Source organism: Algoriphagus ratkowskyi (genome assembly GCF_002150505.1).
GTDB lineage: Bacteria > Bacteroidota > Bacteroidia > Cytophagales > Cyclobacteriaceae > Algoriphagus > Algoriphagus ratkowskyi.
In genome coordinates, this window is the sequence record NZ_MSSV01000003.1 from 339268 (window position 1) to 358382 (window position 19115).

At 39.7% G+C, this 19115-nt stretch carries 20 protein-coding genes; 5 read left to right on the top strand and 15 right to left on the bottom strand.

The features are described 5' to 3' along the window. Positions 1 to 305: 305 nt before the first annotated feature. The 3 genes from BVH02_RS05070 to rbfA all read right to left on the bottom strand — a co-directional run bounded on the left by BVH02_RS05070 (position 306) and on the right by rbfA (position 2770). Positions 306 to 908, bottom strand: coding sequence for a hypothetical protein (locus BVH02_RS05070; RefSeq protein WP_191278311.1), 603 nt, complete (start codon positions 906 to 908; stop codon positions 306 to 308). A 234-nt stretch (positions 909 to 1142) separates the two neighbouring features. Next, positions 1143 to 2372, bottom strand: a complete 1230-nt coding sequence (locus BVH02_RS05075) for an FtsX-like permease family protein (protein ID WP_205635709.1) — start codon at positions 2370 to 2372, stop codon at positions 1143 to 1145. Positions 2373 to 2383: 11 nt separating this feature from the next. After that, positions 2384 to 2770, bottom strand: coding sequence for a 30S ribosome-binding factor RbfA (gene rbfA, locus BVH02_RS05080; protein WP_086499730.1), 387 nt, complete (start codon positions 2768 to 2770; stop codon positions 2384 to 2386). Between the two features lie 152 nt (positions 2771 to 2922). Between rbfA and BVH02_RS05085 the strand changes: the two genes are divergently transcribed. The 3 genes from BVH02_RS05085 (at position 2923) to BVH02_RS05100 (ending at position 8064) form a co-directional block, all read left to right on the top strand. Continuing rightward, entirely contained in the window at positions 2923 to 4242 is a 1320-nt protein-coding gene (locus BVH02_RS05085; RefSeq protein WP_143244182.1) for a hypothetical protein, read from the top strand. A gap of 371 nt (positions 4243 to 4613) precedes the next feature. Next, positions 4614 to 6080 (top strand): phage tail sheath family protein, encoded by a 1467-nt coding sequence (locus BVH02_RS05095; protein ID WP_086499738.1) that lies wholly within the window; start codon positions 4614 to 4616, stop codon positions 6078 to 6080. A 349-nt stretch (positions 6081 to 6429) separates the two neighbouring features. Beyond that, complete coding sequence (locus BVH02_RS05100; RefSeq protein WP_086499740.1) at positions 6430 to 8064, top strand: S8 family peptidase; 1635 nt, start codon at positions 6430 to 6432, stop codon at positions 8062 to 8064. A 106-nt stretch (positions 8065 to 8170) separates the two neighbouring features. Here the strand turns inward: BVH02_RS05100 and rpiB are convergent, their stop codons facing one another. From rpiB to BVH02_RS05115, 3 genes are all read right to left on the bottom strand, one after another. Then, complete coding sequence (gene rpiB, locus BVH02_RS05105) at positions 8171 to 8608, bottom strand: ribose 5-phosphate isomerase B (RefSeq protein ID WP_086499742.1); 438 nt, start codon at positions 8606 to 8608, stop codon at positions 8171 to 8173. Between the two features lie 130 nt (positions 8609 to 8738). Further along, a complete protein-coding gene (gene tatC / locus BVH02_RS05110; protein WP_086499743.1) occupies positions 8739 to 9593 on the bottom strand; it encodes a twin-arginine translocase subunit TatC in 855 nt (284 codons plus the stop codon). Between the two features lie 16 nt (positions 9594 to 9609). Continuing rightward, entirely contained in the window at positions 9610 to 10878 is a 1269-nt protein-coding gene (locus tag BVH02_RS05115) for a serine hydroxymethyltransferase (protein ID WP_086499748.1), read from the bottom strand. Between the two features lie 147 nt (positions 10879 to 11025). Here BVH02_RS05115 and BVH02_RS05120 point away from each other — a divergent pair, with 147 nt between their 5' ends. Beyond that, entirely contained in the window at positions 11026 to 11400 is a 375-nt protein-coding gene (locus BVH02_RS05120) for a UDP-glucuronosyltransferase (protein ID WP_086499750.1), read from the top strand. On the opposite strand, the gene BVH02_RS05125 is transcribed toward BVH02_RS05120, so the two are convergent. Beyond that, positions 11397 to 11624, bottom strand: a complete 228-nt coding sequence (locus BVH02_RS05125) for a hypothetical protein (protein WP_086499753.1) — start codon at positions 11622 to 11624, stop codon at positions 11397 to 11399. The genes BVH02_RS05120 and BVH02_RS05125 overlap by 4 nt on opposite strands. Before the next feature lie 104 nt (positions 11625 to 11728). On the opposite strand from BVH02_RS05125, the gene BVH02_RS05130 reads away from it, so the two are divergent. Continuing rightward, positions 11729 to 12637, top strand: a complete 909-nt coding sequence (locus BVH02_RS05130; protein WP_086499755.1) for an AEC family transporter — start codon at positions 11729 to 11731, stop codon at positions 12635 to 12637. On the opposite strand, the gene BVH02_RS05135 is transcribed toward BVH02_RS05130, so the two are convergent. From BVH02_RS05135 to lptC, 8 genes are all read right to left on the bottom strand, one after another. After that, positions 12638 to 13441: an inositol monophosphatase family protein gene (locus BVH02_RS05135; RefSeq protein ID WP_086499757.1), complete on the bottom strand. Its 804-nt coding sequence runs from the start codon at positions 13439 to 13441 to the stop codon at positions 12638 to 12640. Between the two features lie 18 nt (positions 13442 to 13459). Continuing rightward, entirely contained in the window at positions 13460 to 14152 is a 693-nt protein-coding gene (rsmI, locus tag BVH02_RS05140; protein WP_086499759.1) for a 16S rRNA (cytidine(1402)-2'-O)-methyltransferase, read from the bottom strand. Further along, on the bottom strand, positions 14149 to 14382 hold the full coding sequence (locus BVH02_RS05145) for a 4a-hydroxytetrahydrobiopterin dehydratase (RefSeq protein WP_086499761.1): 234 nt from the start codon (positions 14380 to 14382) through the stop codon (positions 14149 to 14151). The genes rsmI and BVH02_RS05145 overlap by 4 nt, the downstream gene beginning before the upstream one ends. Before the next feature lie 12 nt (positions 14383 to 14394). After that, positions 14395 to 14664 (bottom strand): DUF493 domain-containing protein, encoded by a 270-nt coding sequence (locus tag BVH02_RS05150; RefSeq protein ID WP_086499763.1) that lies wholly within the window; start codon positions 14662 to 14664, stop codon positions 14395 to 14397. 88 nt (positions 14665 to 14752) lie between these two features. Beyond that, on the bottom strand, positions 14753 to 16864 hold the full coding sequence (locus BVH02_RS05155) for a SurA N-terminal domain-containing protein (protein ID WP_086499765.1): 2112 nt from the start codon (positions 16862 to 16864) through the stop codon (positions 14753 to 14755). An 84-nt stretch (positions 16865 to 16948) separates the two neighbouring features. Continuing rightward, a complete protein-coding gene (locus BVH02_RS05160; protein WP_086499767.1) occupies positions 16949 to 18232 on the bottom strand; it encodes a hemolysin family protein in 1284 nt (427 codons plus the stop codon). 2 nt (positions 18233 to 18234) lie between these two features. Continuing rightward, positions 18235 to 18444, bottom strand: a complete 210-nt coding sequence (locus BVH02_RS05165; RefSeq protein ID WP_086499768.1) for a hypothetical protein — start codon at positions 18442 to 18444, stop codon at positions 18235 to 18237. A 74-nt stretch (positions 18445 to 18518) separates the two neighbouring features. Then, on the bottom strand, positions 18519 to 19064 hold the full coding sequence (gene lptC / locus BVH02_RS05170; RefSeq protein WP_086499769.1) for an LPS export ABC transporter periplasmic protein LptC: 546 nt from the start codon (positions 19062 to 19064) through the stop codon (positions 18519 to 18521). Positions 19065 to 19115 lie beyond the last annotated feature (51 nt).

A 19115-nucleotide genomic window follows, 5' to 3' on the forward strand; every position in this document is an offset into this window, starting at 1 on the left:
ATCGAAATGAGACCTTAGCTCGCTACAAAATTAAATCTTCATAACTCACCCTAAACTTAAAAACATGTTGTTATTCTGCAGCTTGTTAGGATTGATAATTACTAGTTTAAATCCCTAGTTGACCCACCTTTAGAAGGCAAATTCTTTCAATTGCTGACTGTTGCTATAGAGGATTTGGAAGTAAAAATGCTCCCGTTGAAAGCTACTCTCTGATAGTCGTGCATTAGATATCACCCTTAAACCTACTGGAAAAGAATGTGAAGCACAAAAGTTACTAATCTTAAAAAAAGATTTGAGGAATAAAGCTACTTTCTGCCCATTTGTGCATCAACCAATTCCCGTTTCATCTTACGTTCGCGATCAAGCATAATTTTACGATGATTTTCGAATTCTTCTTGCACTTCAGTCAAGTCCTTTTGGGCTTTTCTAATTTTTTTAAAACTACTGAAATACTGAAAGGTGAAGATGGAAAGCGCTCCAGCAAGGACTGCAACCAATATCCACATCATAGAAGAGTATACTGTCTTCTGTATTCCCATACCCAGAAAAGAGAAATTTTCCTTTTCGGCAATAGCCTCCTGTTTCTCTGATTCAGCTGTGACCAAAAAGGTTTTTAAGTTTATGATTGAGTCTTTTTCGCTTGCAATCAGTAGCTTAAGATCTAGAACTTCAGACCTCATCGTCCTCATAGAATCCAGAATATTCGACTTAAGCTTATCCAAATTGGTCTGCTTAACTACCTTATATTCTTGAAAATTATTGGAGCTATTGTAGATGTACTCAAACTGGCTATCGATAGTTCCTGATGTGAGAGATCCTTTATCCGCATCGCTGTCTTGAGCAAAGGTGATGGTGGGACAGGACAATAAAAAAACCAAGACAAATAATCGGGGCAATACGCTCTTCATTGGATAATTAATTTACAAACTAAGGTGAACCGCTTTAGCCCCCAATAAGCATGCCTCCAACAGGAAATACAAGGCTATATTTGCTATTGGAATATACGAGAATCGAGACTCGGTTTATTATCGCTGACTATCAGCTATTTATATAGAATACTAAACGCAATTATAATTCGAATTTTGTATGAAGCTAGAATTGTTTGACATACTATAGCTCTGCCAACATCTTAATACCTGTCATTAAATTTCCTTCACAGTTTCAACTTTTGATGCAATCCAGGCAGGTCTTGAAGAGGCCAACAATGTGATTCCTATCATCGCTAAACTTATCCATAGAAAGTCAGTCCAAATCATTTTCACTGGGTAAGCGTCTACCACTGCAGAAGAAATACCCAAAGACACCAATCCAAAGGCTTGCTGCAGCCAACAAACCAAGTAACCCAAAACCAGGCCTATCAAGGCTCCACTTAAAGCAATTAAGGCCCCCTGTTTTAAGAAAATACTTCTGATCAATTTCTCCGTGGCACCCATCGCTTTTAGCACAGCTATATCTTTCTTCTTTTCTATCGCCAACATACTCAACGAAAAGAAAATATTGAAGGAAGCTATCGCTAATATAAAAGTTAGGGCAAGGAAGGTGAATAGCTTTTCCATCTTAACAGTACGGATCAAACCTGCGTGTTGCTCATCCGCATTTTTCACCAAGAAGTTTTCGCCTAGATGATTTGTTAATCGTTTGTGAACTTCGGCAATCGAATAGCCTTTGGCTACTTTCACTTCTAGTGCCGTTCTTTTACTCTCATATTTCAGCAAGTCTCTAACAAAAGCAAGTGGTGCAATCACATATTCGTCATCAAACTGGCGATCCCCTATACTAAAATAGGCTACGGGATCTAGTAAAGCAGATTCATAGAACTGAGATGGATCGATAGACGCAGCACTTCTGGGAGCTTTTGGATAGTAGATTTTCAGCGGAACATTTACATTGTCGAGATTCACTGATAGGAAAAATCCTACACCTCTACCTAAAATCGCCGCAGGATTTAAAGCTGTACCCAAGGTAGTATCTCCCCAAAAGTAACCTCTGGAGAATCGCTCCTGATCAAGAAAATTATCGGATACACCTTTGATTCTTCCGATCATCTGATTGCCATTGTAATCCAATAAAGCGTTGTCTTCGATGATCTCAGTGAGAATTGCAACACCCTCTACATTTTTAATACTATCTAGCCATTCTTCGCTAGTCATAAAACTTTTCCCTACAGCAGCTTCGATTTTCAGCTCAGCATCAAAGCTTGCAAACATACCTCGAATCAAATCTTCCAAACCATTGAACACAGACATCACAATCACCAATGCCATCGTGCCCACAGCAACTCCTATCATAGAAATTCTGGACAAAATGGTAATGAAGTTCCGCTTCTTCTTACTGCGAAAATACCTGGAGGCTATGAAAAAGCTGAGATTCAACGATGGCTAGATTAATCCTCTTCTTCTTGATCTTGTTCCTTGGGTGGTGCCGGTGGAATAGAAAGATTAGAGATCACCTTGTCCATATGCTGCGCATAAGCTGCAGAATCATCTGGAAATAATGCAATCTCAGGAATCACACGAACAGACTTGCCAATTCGCTTCGCAAGTTGATGTCTGATTTCCTTCTTGTGTTCATTGATCAGCTTATACGTAGTTTCAGGATCAGCCAATAAAAAGCTTAAGTAAACTTTTGCCAAGCCTAAATCCGGACTCATCATCACTCGTGTGATCGTCACCATGGCACGACCGACCAGGTGTTTTGATTCTTTTTGAAATATATCGCCGAGCTCTTTTTGAATTAGCTTGGAATATTTTTGTTGTCTTTTACTTTCCATATGAAGTATTTGTGGTACAAATTTAGCGAAATAGTTGGGCAAGCTTTAATTTTGAGCAAAACCTACCAAACACTCTTCTCCAATTTACCTTGTTCAGCTTTTTTAAATTAAATGATCCCTTCAGGCTAATCGGCATCGGAATATATATTCTATTGCTCTCAGTCGTCTATTTAACGCTCAATCCTTTCCCAATTACCAATCCACAATTGATGTGGATGCTTCTGGGAGAGCGTTTAGGTCAAGGATATTTTCTATACCAAGATATCATAGATGACAACGGACCTCTATCAGCAGGGTTTTTCACATTTATGGATCTGCTCTTTGGTCGTAGTCTTTTTGCCTATGAAGTGGTGGGTAGGATTTTAATATCCTTTCAGATCCTGTATTGGAATTCCACTCTGATCAAATTTAAGGCTTTTGATGTAAACACATATCTGCCGGCGATCATCATGGCGGCACTTTTCCATTTTTCATTTGATTTACTCAGTCTGAGTCCTGCATTATTGGGAAGCACATTTTTGGTATTGGCACTTGGGCAGCTTTTCTCACAAACTGTTCTACAAAAAGACACCAGTGAATCTACCTTATTGATAGGCATTTATGCAGGGTTGGCGACAGGTTTTCATCCTAACTATATCGTATTTCTACCCTATATGATTTTTACAGGGATCGCCATCAGTAGCTTTTCCTTTCGTCAGTTGATGCTCTCACTGGTTGGATATTTCCTTCCACTTTTATTGATCTCAGTATTTTATTTTTGGAATGATGGTCTAGAGGAGGCAATTCAAATATGGCCACTCACATTTCTATCTGAGAAGTATGAATATCAGTCACTTTTAAGTTGGCTATATCTTGGAATATTCCCGGTCTTGCTGGCTACAGCGGGTTATTTCATGGCCTCAGTATTGCGTGGATCCACTATTAACCAGCAGAAGCAGCGACAATTAATCTTTATTTGGATATTATTTTCAGCTGCTGAGTTTTTCATAATCAAAAAACAAGCTGCCTATCAATTAGTAATTCTGATTCCAGGGCTTACGTATCTAATTACCCAATTCTTTTTAAATACCAAAAAAGAAATCATCGCCAAAATCTCTTTTTACCTTTTAGTACTGGCGCTTCCTGCTATCGCATTTTGGTACTGGCATCAGGAAAACACCGATTCGGATTATTTTGTAGCAAAAAAAGATGTAAAATTTACTGGAGATATTCTGGTATTGGGTGATGATTTGTCGCCTTATCTCAATGCAAGCCTTGGTGGACCATTTCTTAATTATCGATTAAGTAAACTCTATTTAGATCAGGACCGTGGTTTGAGAGAAAAGGCTAGGCTCTTTCAAATGCTTCAAAAACAAAAACCGACTACGGTGCTTGACCCTCATGGCGACTTTGAAGAATTACTCAAGCAATTTCCAGCTTTGGAAATACAATACATCAGGACCTCACCGGGTGTTTTCTCTTTGAAAAAGTAGAGCGCTGTAATTCTTAAAAAAAAGAAGGAGGTAGACTTTGATTTTAATCACTTGAATAACAAGTAAATAAAGACTATTTTAGAGAGCACTTTTCTCTTCTCTTAAATGTCCTTTTTTTATGTATCTCTAATTAGGTTAATGGATTTTTGCTCTTTGTCCTAAGAAATGAAACTGGTGGAGTTTGCCAAAATCAAGAACTACCCAAAATCGAAGAAGTTGAAGCTCAAGAAACTTTTAATGAGCCAACCTTGTCATTTCTGAGGCTGAGCAGACTCAAAAAAATCCACGAAGACTCTGTGAAATTCAACAGAAAAAAGAGTAAATGATGAGTTTGAAGTGCTTAATGTTACTAATTCAAAACACATTTAGCCATGTCAAAATACAGAACACCAGGAGTATATTTTAAAGAGATCTTTAATCTCCCAGCATCTGTAGCTCAAGTCGAGACAGCGATTCCAGCATTTATAGGCCATACGGATTTGGCTCAAAAAAATGCAGAAAATGTCCAAGGTGTTCCTACTCGAATTACGAGTATGCTTGAGTTTGAAGGTATATTTGGAAAAGGAAATCCTGAAAGTTTTACTATCACAATAGAAGACAGCTATGAGGCTGCCAAAGGACTTGGTGAAAAAATATCTAATAGAACGATAACTGCAATACCCCCCAAGCATCCTAGCCCATTCAAACTTTATTATTGTCTGCAGCTATACTTTTCAAATGGAGGAGGACCATGCTATATCCTCTCTGTAGGTAGCTTTACTAATGTTCCAGACAAAGGTAATTCTACTAATCCTGAAAGTATTTTGGGAGGTCTGGAAGCTATTAAAGCAATTGATGAACCTACTTTATTGGTGTTTCCTGACATAATTCCTGCTTCACCTCCACAAACAATCGGGTCCTTGTATAAAGACATCTACGATGCCGCACTAACACAATGTAAAATATTGAAAGATCGGTTCGTAATCATAGATGTCAAAGATGTGACTGCTGATCCTGTAAGTGATGCGCATAATTTTAGAGACAATTGTGTAGGATACTCCAATCTAAAATATGGAGCGGCTTATTATCCAAACCTAAGCACCTCTTTGAATTATGCCTATTCTCCAACACATTTGACAATCACGCATAGAAATATTTATCCTTCAGGCTTCCCTCTTTTGGAAGCAGGTGTTTCAGACTCTCTAACTTTGGCTGCACTGCAAAACAGTAACCCTAGTCTTGGTCGTAGCGTCCACAATGAAATCAAACAACAGTACATCACATTGCCTCCCTCTGGTGCTATTGCAGGGATCTACACTAGAGTAGATCGTGAACGGGGCGTTTGGAAAGCACCCGCAAATGTGGATGTACGAAATGTAATCGGTCCATCTCTCGACCTGTCCCATCAACAGCAAGAAACTTTCAATGTAGATGTAACTTCTGGAAAATCAATCAATGTTATTCGTCAATTTACGGGTAAAGGAACCCTAGTGTGGGGAGCTCGAACATTAGCAGGAAATGACAATGAGTGGCGCTATATTCCAGTCAAGAGACTCTTTATTTTCATCGAAGAATCTTTGAAAAAAGCGACGAAATTCGTGGTCTTTGAGCCAAATGATGCTAATACTTGGCTACGTGCCAAAACACTGATTGAAAATTTCCTAATCAAACTATGGAGAGATGGAGCACTCGTAGGAGCCAAACCAGATCAAGCATTTTTCGTGCGAGTAGGTTTGGGTCAGACCATGTCTGCGCAGGACATTCTAGATGGAAATCTAATTATCGAAATAGGAATAGCTGCAGTAAGACCTGCAGAATTTACTATTCTTAACTTAACACATAAGCTCCAAGAACATTAATCTTATATCCCATAAAATGTAAATGGATAAAGGAATTTATAGCACCTCTGAATGTAAGCTAGAATATAGAATGCTTAATTCACTAAAATCTGCCTAAGCACAGGTCAGCTAAATCTCTTTCCAAATTTATTCAGCAGACTAACTTATAACTGCGCCATTAAATGTAGAGATGGTAATGATGCAAAAGTCAATCAATAAAATTCTGATGGCTGATGGTTTTAGCTAGTGAAATTGCCTTATTAGAGTGAAGGAATTTTATCCAAGCCCACTCAAGTAAAAACTACCTAACTTCACCTTTTTTAACAGCCAAAATCCCTCCTTTTTATAAATGCTGGCGTTACATTTACCTATGATTAAATCCAATTTTAAATTATTGGCAGGGTTAGGCATTGGCCTGATAGTGATGGGATGTAATTCCTCTTCCATAATCACCGCCCCTCCAATTAGTTATCCAAGCAACAGTCCCAAAATAGCTGAGTTGACAGAGAACGAAGCTAAACATTGGGGACATTTAGATTTACAAAAGGACACGATTCCGGGAATGAGCGTAGATCGTGCCTATACCGAACTTCTGAAAAAACGCAAAGGAGAAAAAGTTATAGTGGCAGTTATAGATTCCGGGATTGATCTAGCTCACGAAGACATCAAAGATGTGCTTTGGACCAATCCGGGCGAAAAACCTGGAGATGGAATAGATAATGACGGCAATGGCTATGTAGATGATATTCATGGATATAATTTCTTGGGTGAATCTTACAATGAACAATTGGAGATGGCTCGGATCTTACGCTTAAAAATTGGAGACCCAGCATATCAGCAAGCTGCGCAAGAGAAGCTGGAGGAAAAGGTCAGTGAAGCCAATTTAGCGCTACCACAACTCAAGCAAATTGAGCAGTTAATTAGCATGGCTGACCAAAGCATGCAAAAATCCTTGGGTAAGGAAGTTTATTCTCTAGAGGACTTGGAAGGCTTTCAGCCGAAAAACACACAAGAAGAGAGAACAGTTGGCATGCTCATGCAGGTAATAGGTATGGGACAGGAAGTTGCACTGGCAATTAAAGATCTTCAAGATGGAATCAAATATTATAGTGATCAGCTTGATTACAATTTGAATGTGGACTTCAACGGGCGTACTCAGGTAAAAGATAATCCTTATGACATCGCAGATACGAACTATGGCAATGGAAATCCAATGGCCAGACACTCCACAGAAAGCCATGGATCACATGTTGCAGGGATAATTGCTGCTACTCGTAAGAATAAAAAAGGAGTAGATGGCGTTGCAAAAAATGTCCAAATCATGTCTATTCGGGCCGTTCCAAATGGGGATGAATATGATAAAGATATTGCTCTTGCCATACGATATGCAGCAGATAACGGAGCGAAAGTGATCAATGCCAGTTTCGGAAAAGGCTTTTCACCAAATTCAGAATGGGTCTATGAGGCATTGAAATACGCCGCTTCCAAAGATGTTTTGTTTGTCCATGCTGCTGGTAATGACGCGATTGATCTAGACTCTCCACAAAACCCAAACTTTCCAAATGATAATCCAGCAATAAAATCACAAGACTTGAAGGATAGATATCTTACTGTAGGAGCGTTGTCCCCTATTTATGGGTCAAACATGATCGCGGTATTTTCTAATTATGGAAAAGAGAATGTGGACATCTTCGCCCCAGGCGATGAGATTTACTCGACCATGCCAGATGATTCCTATGAATTTCAGGGAGGTACCTCTATGGCAGCTCCAGCTGTAGCAGGCTTAGCAGCTCTAATTCGATCTTATTTCCCAGGTTTAAATGCTACTCAAGTGAAGCAAATCATTATGAATTCAGGGATTTCTCCGGCTATTAATGTTCATGTAGGTGGACCAGATGGAGAAGAAAAGTCTTTTGCTGAAATCTCCAAATCCGGTAAAATTGCCAATTTATATAATGCACTTATTATGGCTAGTCAAATATCTGATGGAACTCTAAGTTTGTAGAAATAAAACTTTTCAACAAAATAGTCTTTTAACCACAAAAAGCCCATCCTGTTCACACAAGATGGGCTTTTACATGTAACACCGGAAAACCGGCATCCGCCATTTTTTAACTACAAGCTATTTTACTCACGCGATTCTGGTGTCTGCCACCTTCAAAATCCGTAGTAAGGAAAGTTTCTGCTAGCTTTTCAGCCAGTTCATACGAGATGAATCTAGCAGGTAGAGCGAGTACATTTGCATTATTGTGTTGTCGCGACAAAACTGCCAATTCCTCATTCCAGCATAATGCGGCACGGATTCCCTGATGTTTATTAGCAGTGATGGCAACGCCATTTCCAGATCCGCAGATCACAATGCCCAACTCATAATCACCGGCTTCGATTGCCGAACTTAAGGGATGCACATAATCTGGGTAATCCACAGAAGCATCCGAGAAAGGACCAAAATCCTTTACTTCATAGCCAAGTGCCTCCAATTTGCTGACCATTTTAGCTTTGTATTCAAAACCTGCGTGATCTCCACCTATTGCTATTTTCATTGTCATAACTTTTTCTTTAAAGACCGAAGATTGAAGACAGGAAACCGAAGTATTCCTGACCTTCCAATTTTATCTCAAGCTATAGATTTTAGACTCTACAATCTTGCTTCTTGATACTTATGTCTAACGTCTAAAATTAAAGGGCATCATCCACTTCTTCCTTCGCTTTTCTAGCTGCTCTCTTTTTTTCTAATCTCTTCGCAATCTGAATTCCAGCTTCATACAAAACCAGTATCGGCATTGCAATCAATATTTGACTGATAACATCCGGAGGTGTGATGATCGCTGATAATACAAGGATTATAACCATCGCATGTCTTCTATACGCCCTAAGCATCCCAGAAGTCACCATTCCTGACATTGCCAAGAAATAGACTACTACAGGGAGTTGGAACATGATCGCAGAAGCGAGCACCAACATCGTGAGCGTAGAAATATAGGAAGTGATGTCGAATTCATTCAGAATCGACGGATCCAGTTGATAGTTAGAAAGGAAGTTGATCGAAAGCGGAGAAAGGATAAAGTACCCAAAACCAGCGCCCATGAAAAACAGCAAACTAACAAAGAAAACGGCTCCTCTAGCAGCATTCTTTTCCTGATCGTATAATCCCGGACTGATAAATCGCCATACTTCCCAGAATACAAAAGGAAATGCAGCAATAAATCCCACCACAAAACTCGAAGTCATGTGCATGGTAAACTGTCCAGTCATCTGCCTACTTTGGATTGTAAATGGCAGCTCGTCTATACAAAGAGCCTGAACACCTACATAATCACTAAGTTGACACAGCCACCTATAGGTGATAAAGTCAACTTTGGAAGGTCCTAATATTACAATTCCGAAAACAAAGCTTTTGGCCAAAAAGGCCGCAACAGATAAAATCAGAATCGCTGAAACTGAACGCAGCAAATGCCAGCGTAAAGCTTCTAAATGATCCAAAAAGGACATTCCTCCTTCTTCCTCTTCTTCTTGGTATTGGTCTAACGCCACGGGTAGTGTCTAAATTCTAGTATAATGGAAACTCATTCATCCAAGCGTTTACTTCGCTACGGATGTTTGCCAATTCGGCGTCATTCTCATAATTCATCAAAGCTCTGTCAATCAAGCTGACAATCTTTAACATATCATCTTCTTTCAAACCACGGGTAGTAACAGCTGCTGTACCTATTCTCATTCCAGAAGTAACAAATGGAGACTTAGTATCAAATGGAACCATGTTTTTGTTGATGGTAATATCCACTTTCCCAAGAGTCTGCTCAGCTACTTTCCCAGTAAGATCTTTATTTCGAAGATCGATGAGCATCATGTGATTATCCGTTCCTCCAGAGATAATTTGATATCCCAGACTTACGAACTGATCAGCCATAACGGATGCATTCTTTTTTACCTGAAGTATATAATGCATGTATTCGTCTGAAAGACACTCTTCAAATGCAACAGCTTTTGCAGCAATAATATGCTCCAAAGGACCGCCTTGAGTACCTGGGAATACGCCCATATCTAATAACGAAGACATCTTTCTGATTTCTCCTTTAGGAGTAGTCATTCCCCATGGATTGTCAAAATCCTCACGCATCATGATCATACCACCTCTTGGACCTCTCAAGGTCTTGTGCGTAGTAGTCGTCACGATATGACAATGATCCAGCGGATCATTTAAAAGTCCTTTTGCTATCATCCCAGATGGATGGGAAATATCTGCCAACAAAAGAGCTCCCACCTCGTCGGCTACCTCTCTCAATCTAGCATAATCCCAATCTCTAGAATAAGCCGAAGCTCCGCAAATAATCATCTTTGGCGAAACCTCTAATGCTTTCTCTTCCAATTTTTCATAGTCGATTCTTCCTGTCTCTTCCTCTACTCCATAGAAATGAGGCTCATAAAGCTTACCGGAGAAATTTACCGGAGAACCATGGGTCAAGTGACCACCATGAGAAAGGTCGAAACCTAGAATAGCGTCGCCAGCTTTTAAACATGCCAACATCACAGCGGCATTTGCCTGAGCACCTGAGTGCGGCTGAACATTGACCCAAGTAGCACCGAAAAGCTCTTTGGCACGATCTATAGCTAATTGCTCGATCTTATCTACTACCTCGCAACCGCCATAATAGCGCTTACTCGGAAGGCCCTCGGCATATTTGTTTGTAAGCACGCTTCCCGCGGCTTCCATTACTTGCTTACTGGTGAAGTTTTCTGAAGCAATCAGTTCGATGCCTCTCTTTTGTCTGTCTTCTTCTTCGTTGATCAAGTCAAAAACAAGCGTATCTCTTTTCATAATCAGGTGTTTGAAAGCAAAATTAAATGGAACGGCAGCCAGATGACCTACCTGTAAATGTGCCCAAAAATAGCCCGAAAGTCCCGATTATCCAATCCAAAATTTGGATTGAAATTCTGAATTTTAAGGAATTGTTATTTTTGACCGATGATTGATTTTAAATTCTGCCCTGAAACCTATTTTACAGAAGATACTACTTCTGTTTTAATGGTAAAACTGAACTACCCCGAAAGCCAATGGGGAGAACAAATTAGTATTTATGCGCATTGGCTGGAGCGAAAAATTCAGTTTGAAGCAGTGGATTTCTATGGAAATGAGTATATGCTCTATCCTTCATCGAGCTATGAACCTTTAACTTTGGAAGACTTGGTCTACTTAATCGAGGGAATGCAAGTAAATACCGATGCGATGGAAGGTAATATGGAATTGATCTTGGACGGTATTCCAGAAGTCGACAGTGACTTCTATCCAGAGCTGGGAAAATATTTTGATGAAAAGAGAAAAAGTTTCGGACTGGATTAAAAATCAAGCAGAGCCTGCTTTTGCTCAGAAATTTGATAGGTGCGAAACCAATATTCATAGGTCTCAAAAGCTAAGCAATCGCTAAATTCACTTCCTTGAAACTTGATTTTCTTTAAGCAATTGACAGGTATCCAAGATTTCAACTTTATGGATTGCTCATTTGAGAGCTGCGAAAGCTGTATCCATTTTCGTCCATTGATAAAAATCGGTATAAGTTTAGTCATAGCCTTGGAATTATTAAGCTCAAAAATAGACTGATAGTCAGCAAATTACAATTTTACAAGATTATTTTTATGTTATTAAAAAATCCGATTTTCAAAAAAGCAGCATGACTGGAGCTATTATCGCATTTTTATGCCTTTTACTGGGACTTTTTCTACAGAAACAACCTAATCTTCCCTTAGATAAAATAACGAAATGGGTTAATGCTTATCTTCTAAATATTGTTCTCCCTGCGCTTGCTCTTCTATACATACCGCAGATTGATCCTGGCTGGGATTTGCTCTTACCTATATCTGCAGCTTGGTTCACCTTCCTTTTATCTTGGTTAATTTTCGGGACGATAGGCAAAATTTTAAAGTGGGACAACCAAACCACAGGTTGCTTAGTAATCGTATCCGGTCTAGCCAATACGTCGTTTTTAGGATTTCCTGTGGTAGAAGCATTGTATGGAAAAGAAGCCTTGCCGATAGCACTCCTTATAGATCAAGGTGGTTCATTTTTACTTGTTTCATCACTTTCGATTTTAGTAGGCTCAATCTATTCTCATAAGGAAGGAAACCTGAGTTCAATACCTATGAAAATCCTGAAGTTTCCACCTTTTGGATTTTTGTTAGCGACCATAGCTATGAGTATTTTAGGATGGAAAACTCCAGAGTTTTTGATTCCAATAGTTACACTGATTGGAAAAACTATGGCGCCAATGGCCATTTTTGCAATTGGATTAAAGTTCTCTCTAGACTTCGACTCACTCAGCTCTAGGTTTTATTGGTTTGGAATGGGCTATCGGCTGTTACTGGCGCCTATCATGGTTTGGTTGATCTATAGGAATTTTATCCCTGAAAATAGCCTAGAATTCAAAGTCACCGTACTCGAAAGTGCTATGGCTCCCATGATCACAGGCTCCATAGTAGCCATCCAGTACGATCTTAGGCCCAAGCTAGCCACACTGCTTGCTGGTCTGGGAATACCTATCTCAATCGTAACGATTATGATTTGGTATTACTTCCTTGGTTGATTAATCCCAAACTTTTTTTAAGTCTGAGAGAATTTCCTCATGAATCTTACGATTGGTTGCCAAAATCTGCCTGCCAAAAACAAAATCATTTCCACCTGAGAAATCAGTGACACTCCCCCCTGCTTCGGCTACGATCAACGTTCCTGCTGCAACGTCGTAGGAATTAAGATTGTATTCAAAAAATCCTTCTACACGTCCTGCGGCTACATAACATAAATCTACAGCTGCGCTTCCAAATCTACGTGCACCATGTGATGTAGTCAACAAGGATTTTAGAGCAGCCAGATATTTGTCAATCATTTCGAAGTTGGAATAAGGAAAGCCTGTAGCAATAAGCGATTCAGAGAGAGTCTTGGCTTCGCTTACTCTGATGCGAGTATCATTACAAAAGGCTCCTCCACCTTTCATTGCATAAAAACATTCGTGAAGATTCACTTCATAGACCACACCCAGTACTACTTCATCCCTCTCCATCAAGGCAATACTTACGCAAAAGATAGGAACACCATGGATAAAATTTGTTGTGCCATCCAATGGATCAATCACCCAATTGAAAACTTCTGCTTGAGTAGTGTTTGTACCTTCTTCCGTGATAAAACCAGCCTCAGGAAAAATTAAAGCTAATCTATTCACGATGAGCCTTTCAGCTTCCTTATCTACGTAAGATACCAGATCATTAAAACCTTTATGTTCCACTCGATCTAGATTGAAGTGCTGTCTTTCCCTCCGAATAAAGGCTCCGGCCTCTTTGGCTATTTCTTGCGTATTCTCAAGAAGTACTGTAAGTTTTTCAGTTGAGATCATAATCGATGGTTATATAAATCAGGCTTTGGGATTCTTTCCAGCCACTGTAAGGACGATTTCTCCTTTTAAGGTATTGGTCTGATAATATTCAATTAACTCGGCTAGGGTGCCTCTAACGTTCTCCTCATGGAGCTTAGTAAGCTCACGGGATACACAAGCTTGCCTTTCTTCACCAAAAGCTTCAGCAAGCTGTCCCAGAGTTTTCAAAAGACGGTGGGGTGATTCATAAAAAATTATGGTGCGAACTTCTTCCACTAAACCCTCAATTCTTGTCTTTCTCCCCTTTTTGTGCGGCAGAAATCCTTCGAATACAAAGCGATCATTTGGCAAACCGCTATTCACCAGGGCAGGTACAAAGGCTGTGGCTCCTGGAAGGCATTGTACATCCAATCCAGCAGCGAGCACTTCTCTAACCAATAGAAATCCTGGATCTGAAATAGCTGGGGTGCCTGCATCGCTGATCAAGGCAAATACTTCCCCTCTATTCATTCGCTCTACCAGTTTTACAACTGTTTTATGTTCGTTGAAAATATGATAGCTCTGTAGAGGGCGTGAAATTTCCAGATGTTTGAGTAATTGCCCACTTGTACGCGTATCTTCTGCGAGGATCACATCGGCAGTTTTTAGCACCTCGATCGCCCGTAGTGTGATGTCCTTCAGATTTCCAATGGGAGTCGGTACTAGAAATAAGTTGGGGGAATTTTCACTCATGCACCTAGCTCATCAATGGCTTTGGCCAATTCACGGTCTTTCTTGGTCACTGTATTCCCCGCATCATGAGTGGTCAATTCAATTATAACCTTATTGTAAACATTGCTCCAATTCGGGTGGTGCTGAGCTGCCTCGGCTAAAAATGCCACTCGGGTCATAAAAGCAAATGCCTCTTGAAAATCTTTGAATTTGAATGTTTTCTTCAACTTGTTATCTTCTTCTTTCCACATAGGTCAATCAGTTTAAAGTGAGATTAGTCCTTCTATTTTAGCCGCCTGCTCATAGATGTTGATGATCTGATCAGCGCTCTGCATCATAGCCTGAACAGTGGTACTAACATATTTCCCTCCAGAACTTGCCTTAGTGCTTACCTCATGCTTTGGGAATAGAGCAAGCACTTCATTTTCTTTTTCACCAGGTACTATAAACTTGAACATATAAAGTTGCGGAAACTCTCCGCTGGCTTCTAATTGTTCTTTAAAGTTTTCTCGGTCAAATTCCTTTTTTGCCATACCAACTAATGTTTTGCTAAATACATTTCGAATATAAACAAAGAACCCATGCTGTCAGGCATGGGTTCCGAATCTAATTTCTTTTCTATTAAAAGAATTTATATCGATAGTCCTTGACACCTGCCAAATCTTGCAGTGCCATCATCACAGAATACGTAGTTCTTTGAGAAGCATTTTGAGTCAGTTGCCCCTGATATGCAGAATAGTCACCTATTTCCGCTGCTGGAGTCAATGTGTTCAATTTAGCCACGATCACCCCTACGTCTTCACGGATTGGCTTTGTAAGCTCTCCTTGCTTGATGCCGAAGATTGAACCGATCGCTGCTGGAGCGAAACCAACGCCAGGTATTACATTAGCACTAAGCTTCAAATCAGGAACCTCATTGATAGAAGCTTCATTGGCAAAGACAGCTTTCATTTCTTCTAACGAAGTTTTTCCTGCTAATTTAGATTTGATGACTTCCGCTTTTTTCTCATTTCTAACTTGAGCTTCTACTTGCTCCTTCACATCAGCCAACTTTACATCTCCTTCGTCTCTTCTGCTCACAAGGGCAGCTACTACATAAGCATTTTCTAGTTCAATAACTGAGGAAATTTCTCCAGTAGACGTTTCGTCAGCAAATGCCCAACGAATTACTTCTCTAGCGTTTTGAAGATTGTTTATATTTCTAGCACTTGCATCTATATTATTCGCCTGAATAATTCTATAATTTTCAGAGGTTGCGTTTTCGGTGAACTCATTTCGGTTGCCAGCATTTGCTGCAAAAGAATCAGCATTTCTGAAAGCTTCGTTTCTAGTAGCATCACTAGCTACTAATTCCACTTCAAGTGTCGCAACTTTCGTGTAAGTGCTCTTAGGCATTTCAGTCACTTTTACGATATGGAAACCGTATTCAGTTTCTACCAAATTAGGCAGTATTCCTGTCGATTTTGCTGCATAAGCTGCTTCAGCAAATTCGGTAACGAAATCGGCCTTTGCAAAATAACCTAAATCTCCACCATTCTGAGCCGTGCCATCCTGACCATATTGTCTAGCAGCAATTTCAAAATTGTCGTCAGTTTTTACTTCAGCAAGAACTGTTTCTGCTTGGGTTCTTACTACAGCTTTAGTAGCATCGTCCATTCCTTCTGTGCTGAATAGTATATGAGAAGCTCTCAATCTTGGAGTTCCTGAATATTGATCAGTGACCTTATAAGACACATAAGTAGAGTTAGCCGTAATGAAAGGTCCATAAGTTTGGCCTGCTTCAATTCCGTCAACATTGTTAGTCAAATTAGCTGGAAGCTCTTCACCCGGTTTGAAAGTGTAAAAAGGAGTTGGTGCATCGGAGTTTCTCAATGAAAACAGAGAATCATTCTCTGCAGTCTTAAACTCGTTAGTCAATTCATTGATCTGAGAAATAACATCTGCTGAATCTAGACCACTTGGCTGAATGCTAAAACTTACATACTCAAGACTTACAGCATTTCCAGACTTGAATTTGCTTTGGTTCTTTTTCAAATATGCTTGCATATCGCTATCAGAAACAGTTACGTCTTCATCTGCGATTGCATAGAAAGGAACGAATAAGATAGATGCATCAGCGATAGTATTCGCTGCTTTGTATTCTTCCTTAGCCTCAGCTTGAGTAGCGAATTCAGAAGTCGCTAGCATATTGTCATACTTTATTCTCAATCTAGCATCAGCGAAAAGTCGCTCTTGCTGAGCCCAGTAGGCCTGCTGAGCAGGATCTGCAGTTTCTAGAGATTGAAGGAAGGCAATTAGCTGACTTTTATCAAACTGCCCAGTCTGTGGATTTACCAATTGCTGACGTAATTCCGGAACAATGTTTTTGCCTTGAACCATATCAACCAATTCCGCATCTGAAATAGTTAATCCCAATTTCTCGTATTCTTCTCTGAATACACGCTCCACAATCATTGACTGCCAAGCTTGCTCTCTGATAGAGTACATTTCTACTTCAGAAGGGACTTGTCCAGTTCTTTGCTGATTTGCAAGTTTGAATTCTTCTACTCGGGCGATGTACTCTTCGTAGGTGATATCTTCACCTGCGATCTCGCCTACGATATTCTGACTTGCGCCAAGAAGGGAGGAATTTGGACTCAATAAATCTCCTCCTAGAAGGAATAAAATCAATCCGCCGGCAATTACGCCGATCATAAGACCTGTCCTTTGTCTAATTTGTTTAATTAACGCCATTATTGTTACTACGCTTTTTTAGAATGTCGCAAAATAAGAGCATTACGAACGAAATTCAAAATATATTCTGAATCAAACTCTTAACTAGAAAATTCCCGAGCTGTTGATTTTCACACGAACGGTCTCAATTCTATGCTCTTGCTTTGTCATTATTGTGAAATTATAGGACTCAAAAGTAACCGATTCGCCTTTCTTTGGAAGGTTCTCTGTAAGTGAAAGAATAAGTCCAGATAGGGTCTCAAAGTCCCCAATCGGCAATTCCCAACCATATTTATCATTGAGATAGTCAATTTCGTGACGTGCACTTAGCAAATATTCCTGATCAGAAATTTTCTGCTCGATCAAATCATCTGAGTCATATTCGTCTTCTATTTCTCCAAAAATCTCTTCAATAATATCTTCCATAGACACTATACCTGAGGTACCTCCAAACTCATCAACCACCAAAGCGAGGCTTTTTCGCTCCTGTATAAATTGAATCAGTAATTCATTTGCCAAGGCAGACTCTGGTGCAATGATTATCGGAGTAAGTATTTCTTCGATGGTTTTAGGCTTCTTAAACAGTTCCAATTGGTGGCAATATCCGATCACATCATCGATAGATTCCCTATAGACAATAACCTTGGAATGTCCACTTTCTTCAAATACCTGCTTCAACTCTTCTATAGCATCTGCTACTTCTACAGAAACAATATCTGTCCGTGGCACCATGCATTCTCTCACTCTCACCGTTTTAAATTCTACGGCATTATCAAAAATCTTTGTATCAATCTCCACATGACCATCTTCCTTTCCTTTATGAATATGATTTTGCACAAAGCTGTTCAGATCAGTCACCGTGAATACAGGCTTGTCCTCACTGTATTCCAAACGGAGTATCTTAGTGATGAAAAATCTAGAAAGTCCCACAATTGCCCATACTACAGGGTAGAACAGCACATACACCAAGTAGAAGGGTAATGCAAAGAAATTTAACATGCTGTTGGGATTCAACATGAAGAGGCTTTTAGGCAAGAATTCAGCAGTCACTAAGACTACAATAGTGGAAATCAAAGTCTGTAATACCAGCACAATTGCATCATTATTAAAACCATCTGGCAGCCACATTTTCAACGGACCTTCCATGAGGTGAGCCATAAAGATACCGTAGAGTACCAGGGAGATGGTATTCCCCAAAAGTGTTGTACCGATGAATTGTCCAGGGCGCTTTACAAATATGCTGAGCAACCTGCCTGTCAGATCACCTTGTTTGTTTTGAAGCTCTATCTGAAGCTTATTTGCTGATATAAATGCAATCTCCATCCCTGAAAAGAAAGCAGATAACACCAGTGTGAGGAGCACAAAAATTAAATCATAACTTATTTCCATTCTTAACGCTTTTTGCGGGGTTTGGCCTTTTTATTCGGCATGGGTGGTTCTTCGGGCTTTTGCATTTTGCGATACTGAAACCAAAATAATAGGGCTACCGCAAACATAAAAATTGCATAGGAAGCTCCCACTCCTTGGGTGACGGTCTGATGAATCCCCACAATCATCAATGCAAGCGAAAGTGCTAATAATAATGCGTCAACTAATTTCATTCTGGATTTTTAGCGAGTACAGAGAAACCAAAATTCTGTACTGTTTATCAATTGTTCTGTTACTTATTAATCTATTAAATTCCTTCTCCAGATAATTCAATCTGGCCATCTCTAGGATTTTTGAGCGTGTAAGTACTGAAAGTCTCGTCTGCTTCGAAGCCAGAACCATAGGAGAATGTGCCTCCATTTTGTACTCTGACAAATTTTTCTGTATAAATTTTTTTCTTATTCGGCTCCCAAAAAAGCTCTTCAGATTGAAGTTTCTGATCCTTGATAATATTGTGAACTTGCACATTACCCTCTCCCTTAAAAATATTATCCTCCTTGTACAAATACCCCCTATCTGCTACCATAGTAGTGCTCAGCTCACCATTTTTTTCAAAAATCTGTATCTCTATTCCTTCAGGAAACTCCTGATTACCATTTGCAAAATCAAGTTGCTTAGGAGCCTTAATTTCTGAGCGTACGATCGCTGAATCACTTCGGATGAGATGAATATTGATAGCCATATTAATAGGCCCAACATAAGCTTCCAGTACCGAAGCATCCACATCTTCCCTGCAGGAACTAGTTAATGCGGCCACGCACACAAATACGAGTGATAGTATTCTATTCTTCACGGCTCAAAGATACTTGAAAATTGTTTTACGCCTATAAATGAAAAAAGGCAG

Bases quoted from the DNA above. Each gene is read 5' to 3' on its own strand.
- BVH02_RS05070 (WP_191278311.1), bottom strand. From the start codon at position 908: ATGAAGAGCGTATTGCCCCGATTATTTGTCTTGGTTTTTTTATTGTCC.
- rbfA (WP_086499730.1), bottom strand. From the start codon at position 2,770: ATGGAAAGTAAAAGACAACAAAAATATTCCAAGCTAATTCAAAAAGAG.
- BVH02_RS05095 (WP_086499738.1), top strand. From the start codon at position 4,614: ATGTCAAAATACAGAACACCAGGAGTATATTTTAAAGAGATCTTTAAT.
- BVH02_RS05100 (WP_086499740.1), top strand. From the start codon at position 6,430: ATGATTAAATCCAATTTTAAATTATTGGCAGGGTTAGGCATTGGCCTG.
- rpiB (WP_086499742.1), bottom strand. From the start codon at position 8,608: ATGACAATGAAAATAGCAATAGGTGGAGATCACGCAGGTTTTGAATAC.
- BVH02_RS05115 (WP_086499748.1), bottom strand. From the start codon at position 10,878: ATGAAAAGAGATACGCTTGTTTTTGACTTGATCAACGAAGAAGAAGAC.
- BVH02_RS05120 (WP_086499750.1), top strand. From the start codon at position 11,026: ATGATTGATTTTAAATTCTGCCCTGAAACCTATTTTACAGAAGATACT.
- BVH02_RS05125 (WP_086499753.1), bottom strand. From the start codon at position 11,624: ATGACTAAACTTATACCGATTTTTATCAATGGACGAAAATGGATACAG.
- BVH02_RS05130 (WP_086499755.1), top strand. From the start codon at position 11,729: ATGACTGGAGCTATTATCGCATTTTTATGCCTTTTACTGGGACTTTTT.
- BVH02_RS05135 (WP_086499757.1), bottom strand. From the start codon at position 13,441: ATGATCTCAACTGAAAAACTTACAGTACTTCTTGAGAATACGCAAGAA.
- rsmI (WP_086499759.1), bottom strand. From the start codon at position 14,152: ATGAGTGAAAATTCCCCCAACTTATTTCTAGTACCGACTCCCATTGGA.
- BVH02_RS05145 (WP_086499761.1), bottom strand. From the start codon at position 14,382: ATGTGGAAAGAAGAAGATAACAAGTTGAAGAAAACATTCAAATTCAAA.
- BVH02_RS05150 (WP_086499763.1), bottom strand. From the start codon at position 14,664: ATGGCAAAAAAGGAATTTGACCGAGAAAACTTTAAAGAACAATTAGAA.
- BVH02_RS05155 (WP_086499765.1), bottom strand. From the start codon at position 16,864: ATGGCGTTAATTAAACAAATTAGACAAAGGACAGGTCTTATGATCGGC.
- BVH02_RS05160 (WP_086499767.1), bottom strand. From the start codon at position 18,232: ATGGAAATAAGTTATGATTTAATTTTTGTGCTCCTCACACTGGTGTTA.
- BVH02_RS05165 (WP_086499768.1), bottom strand. From the start codon at position 18,444: ATGAAATTAGTTGACGCATTATTATTAGCACTTTCGCTTGCATTGATG.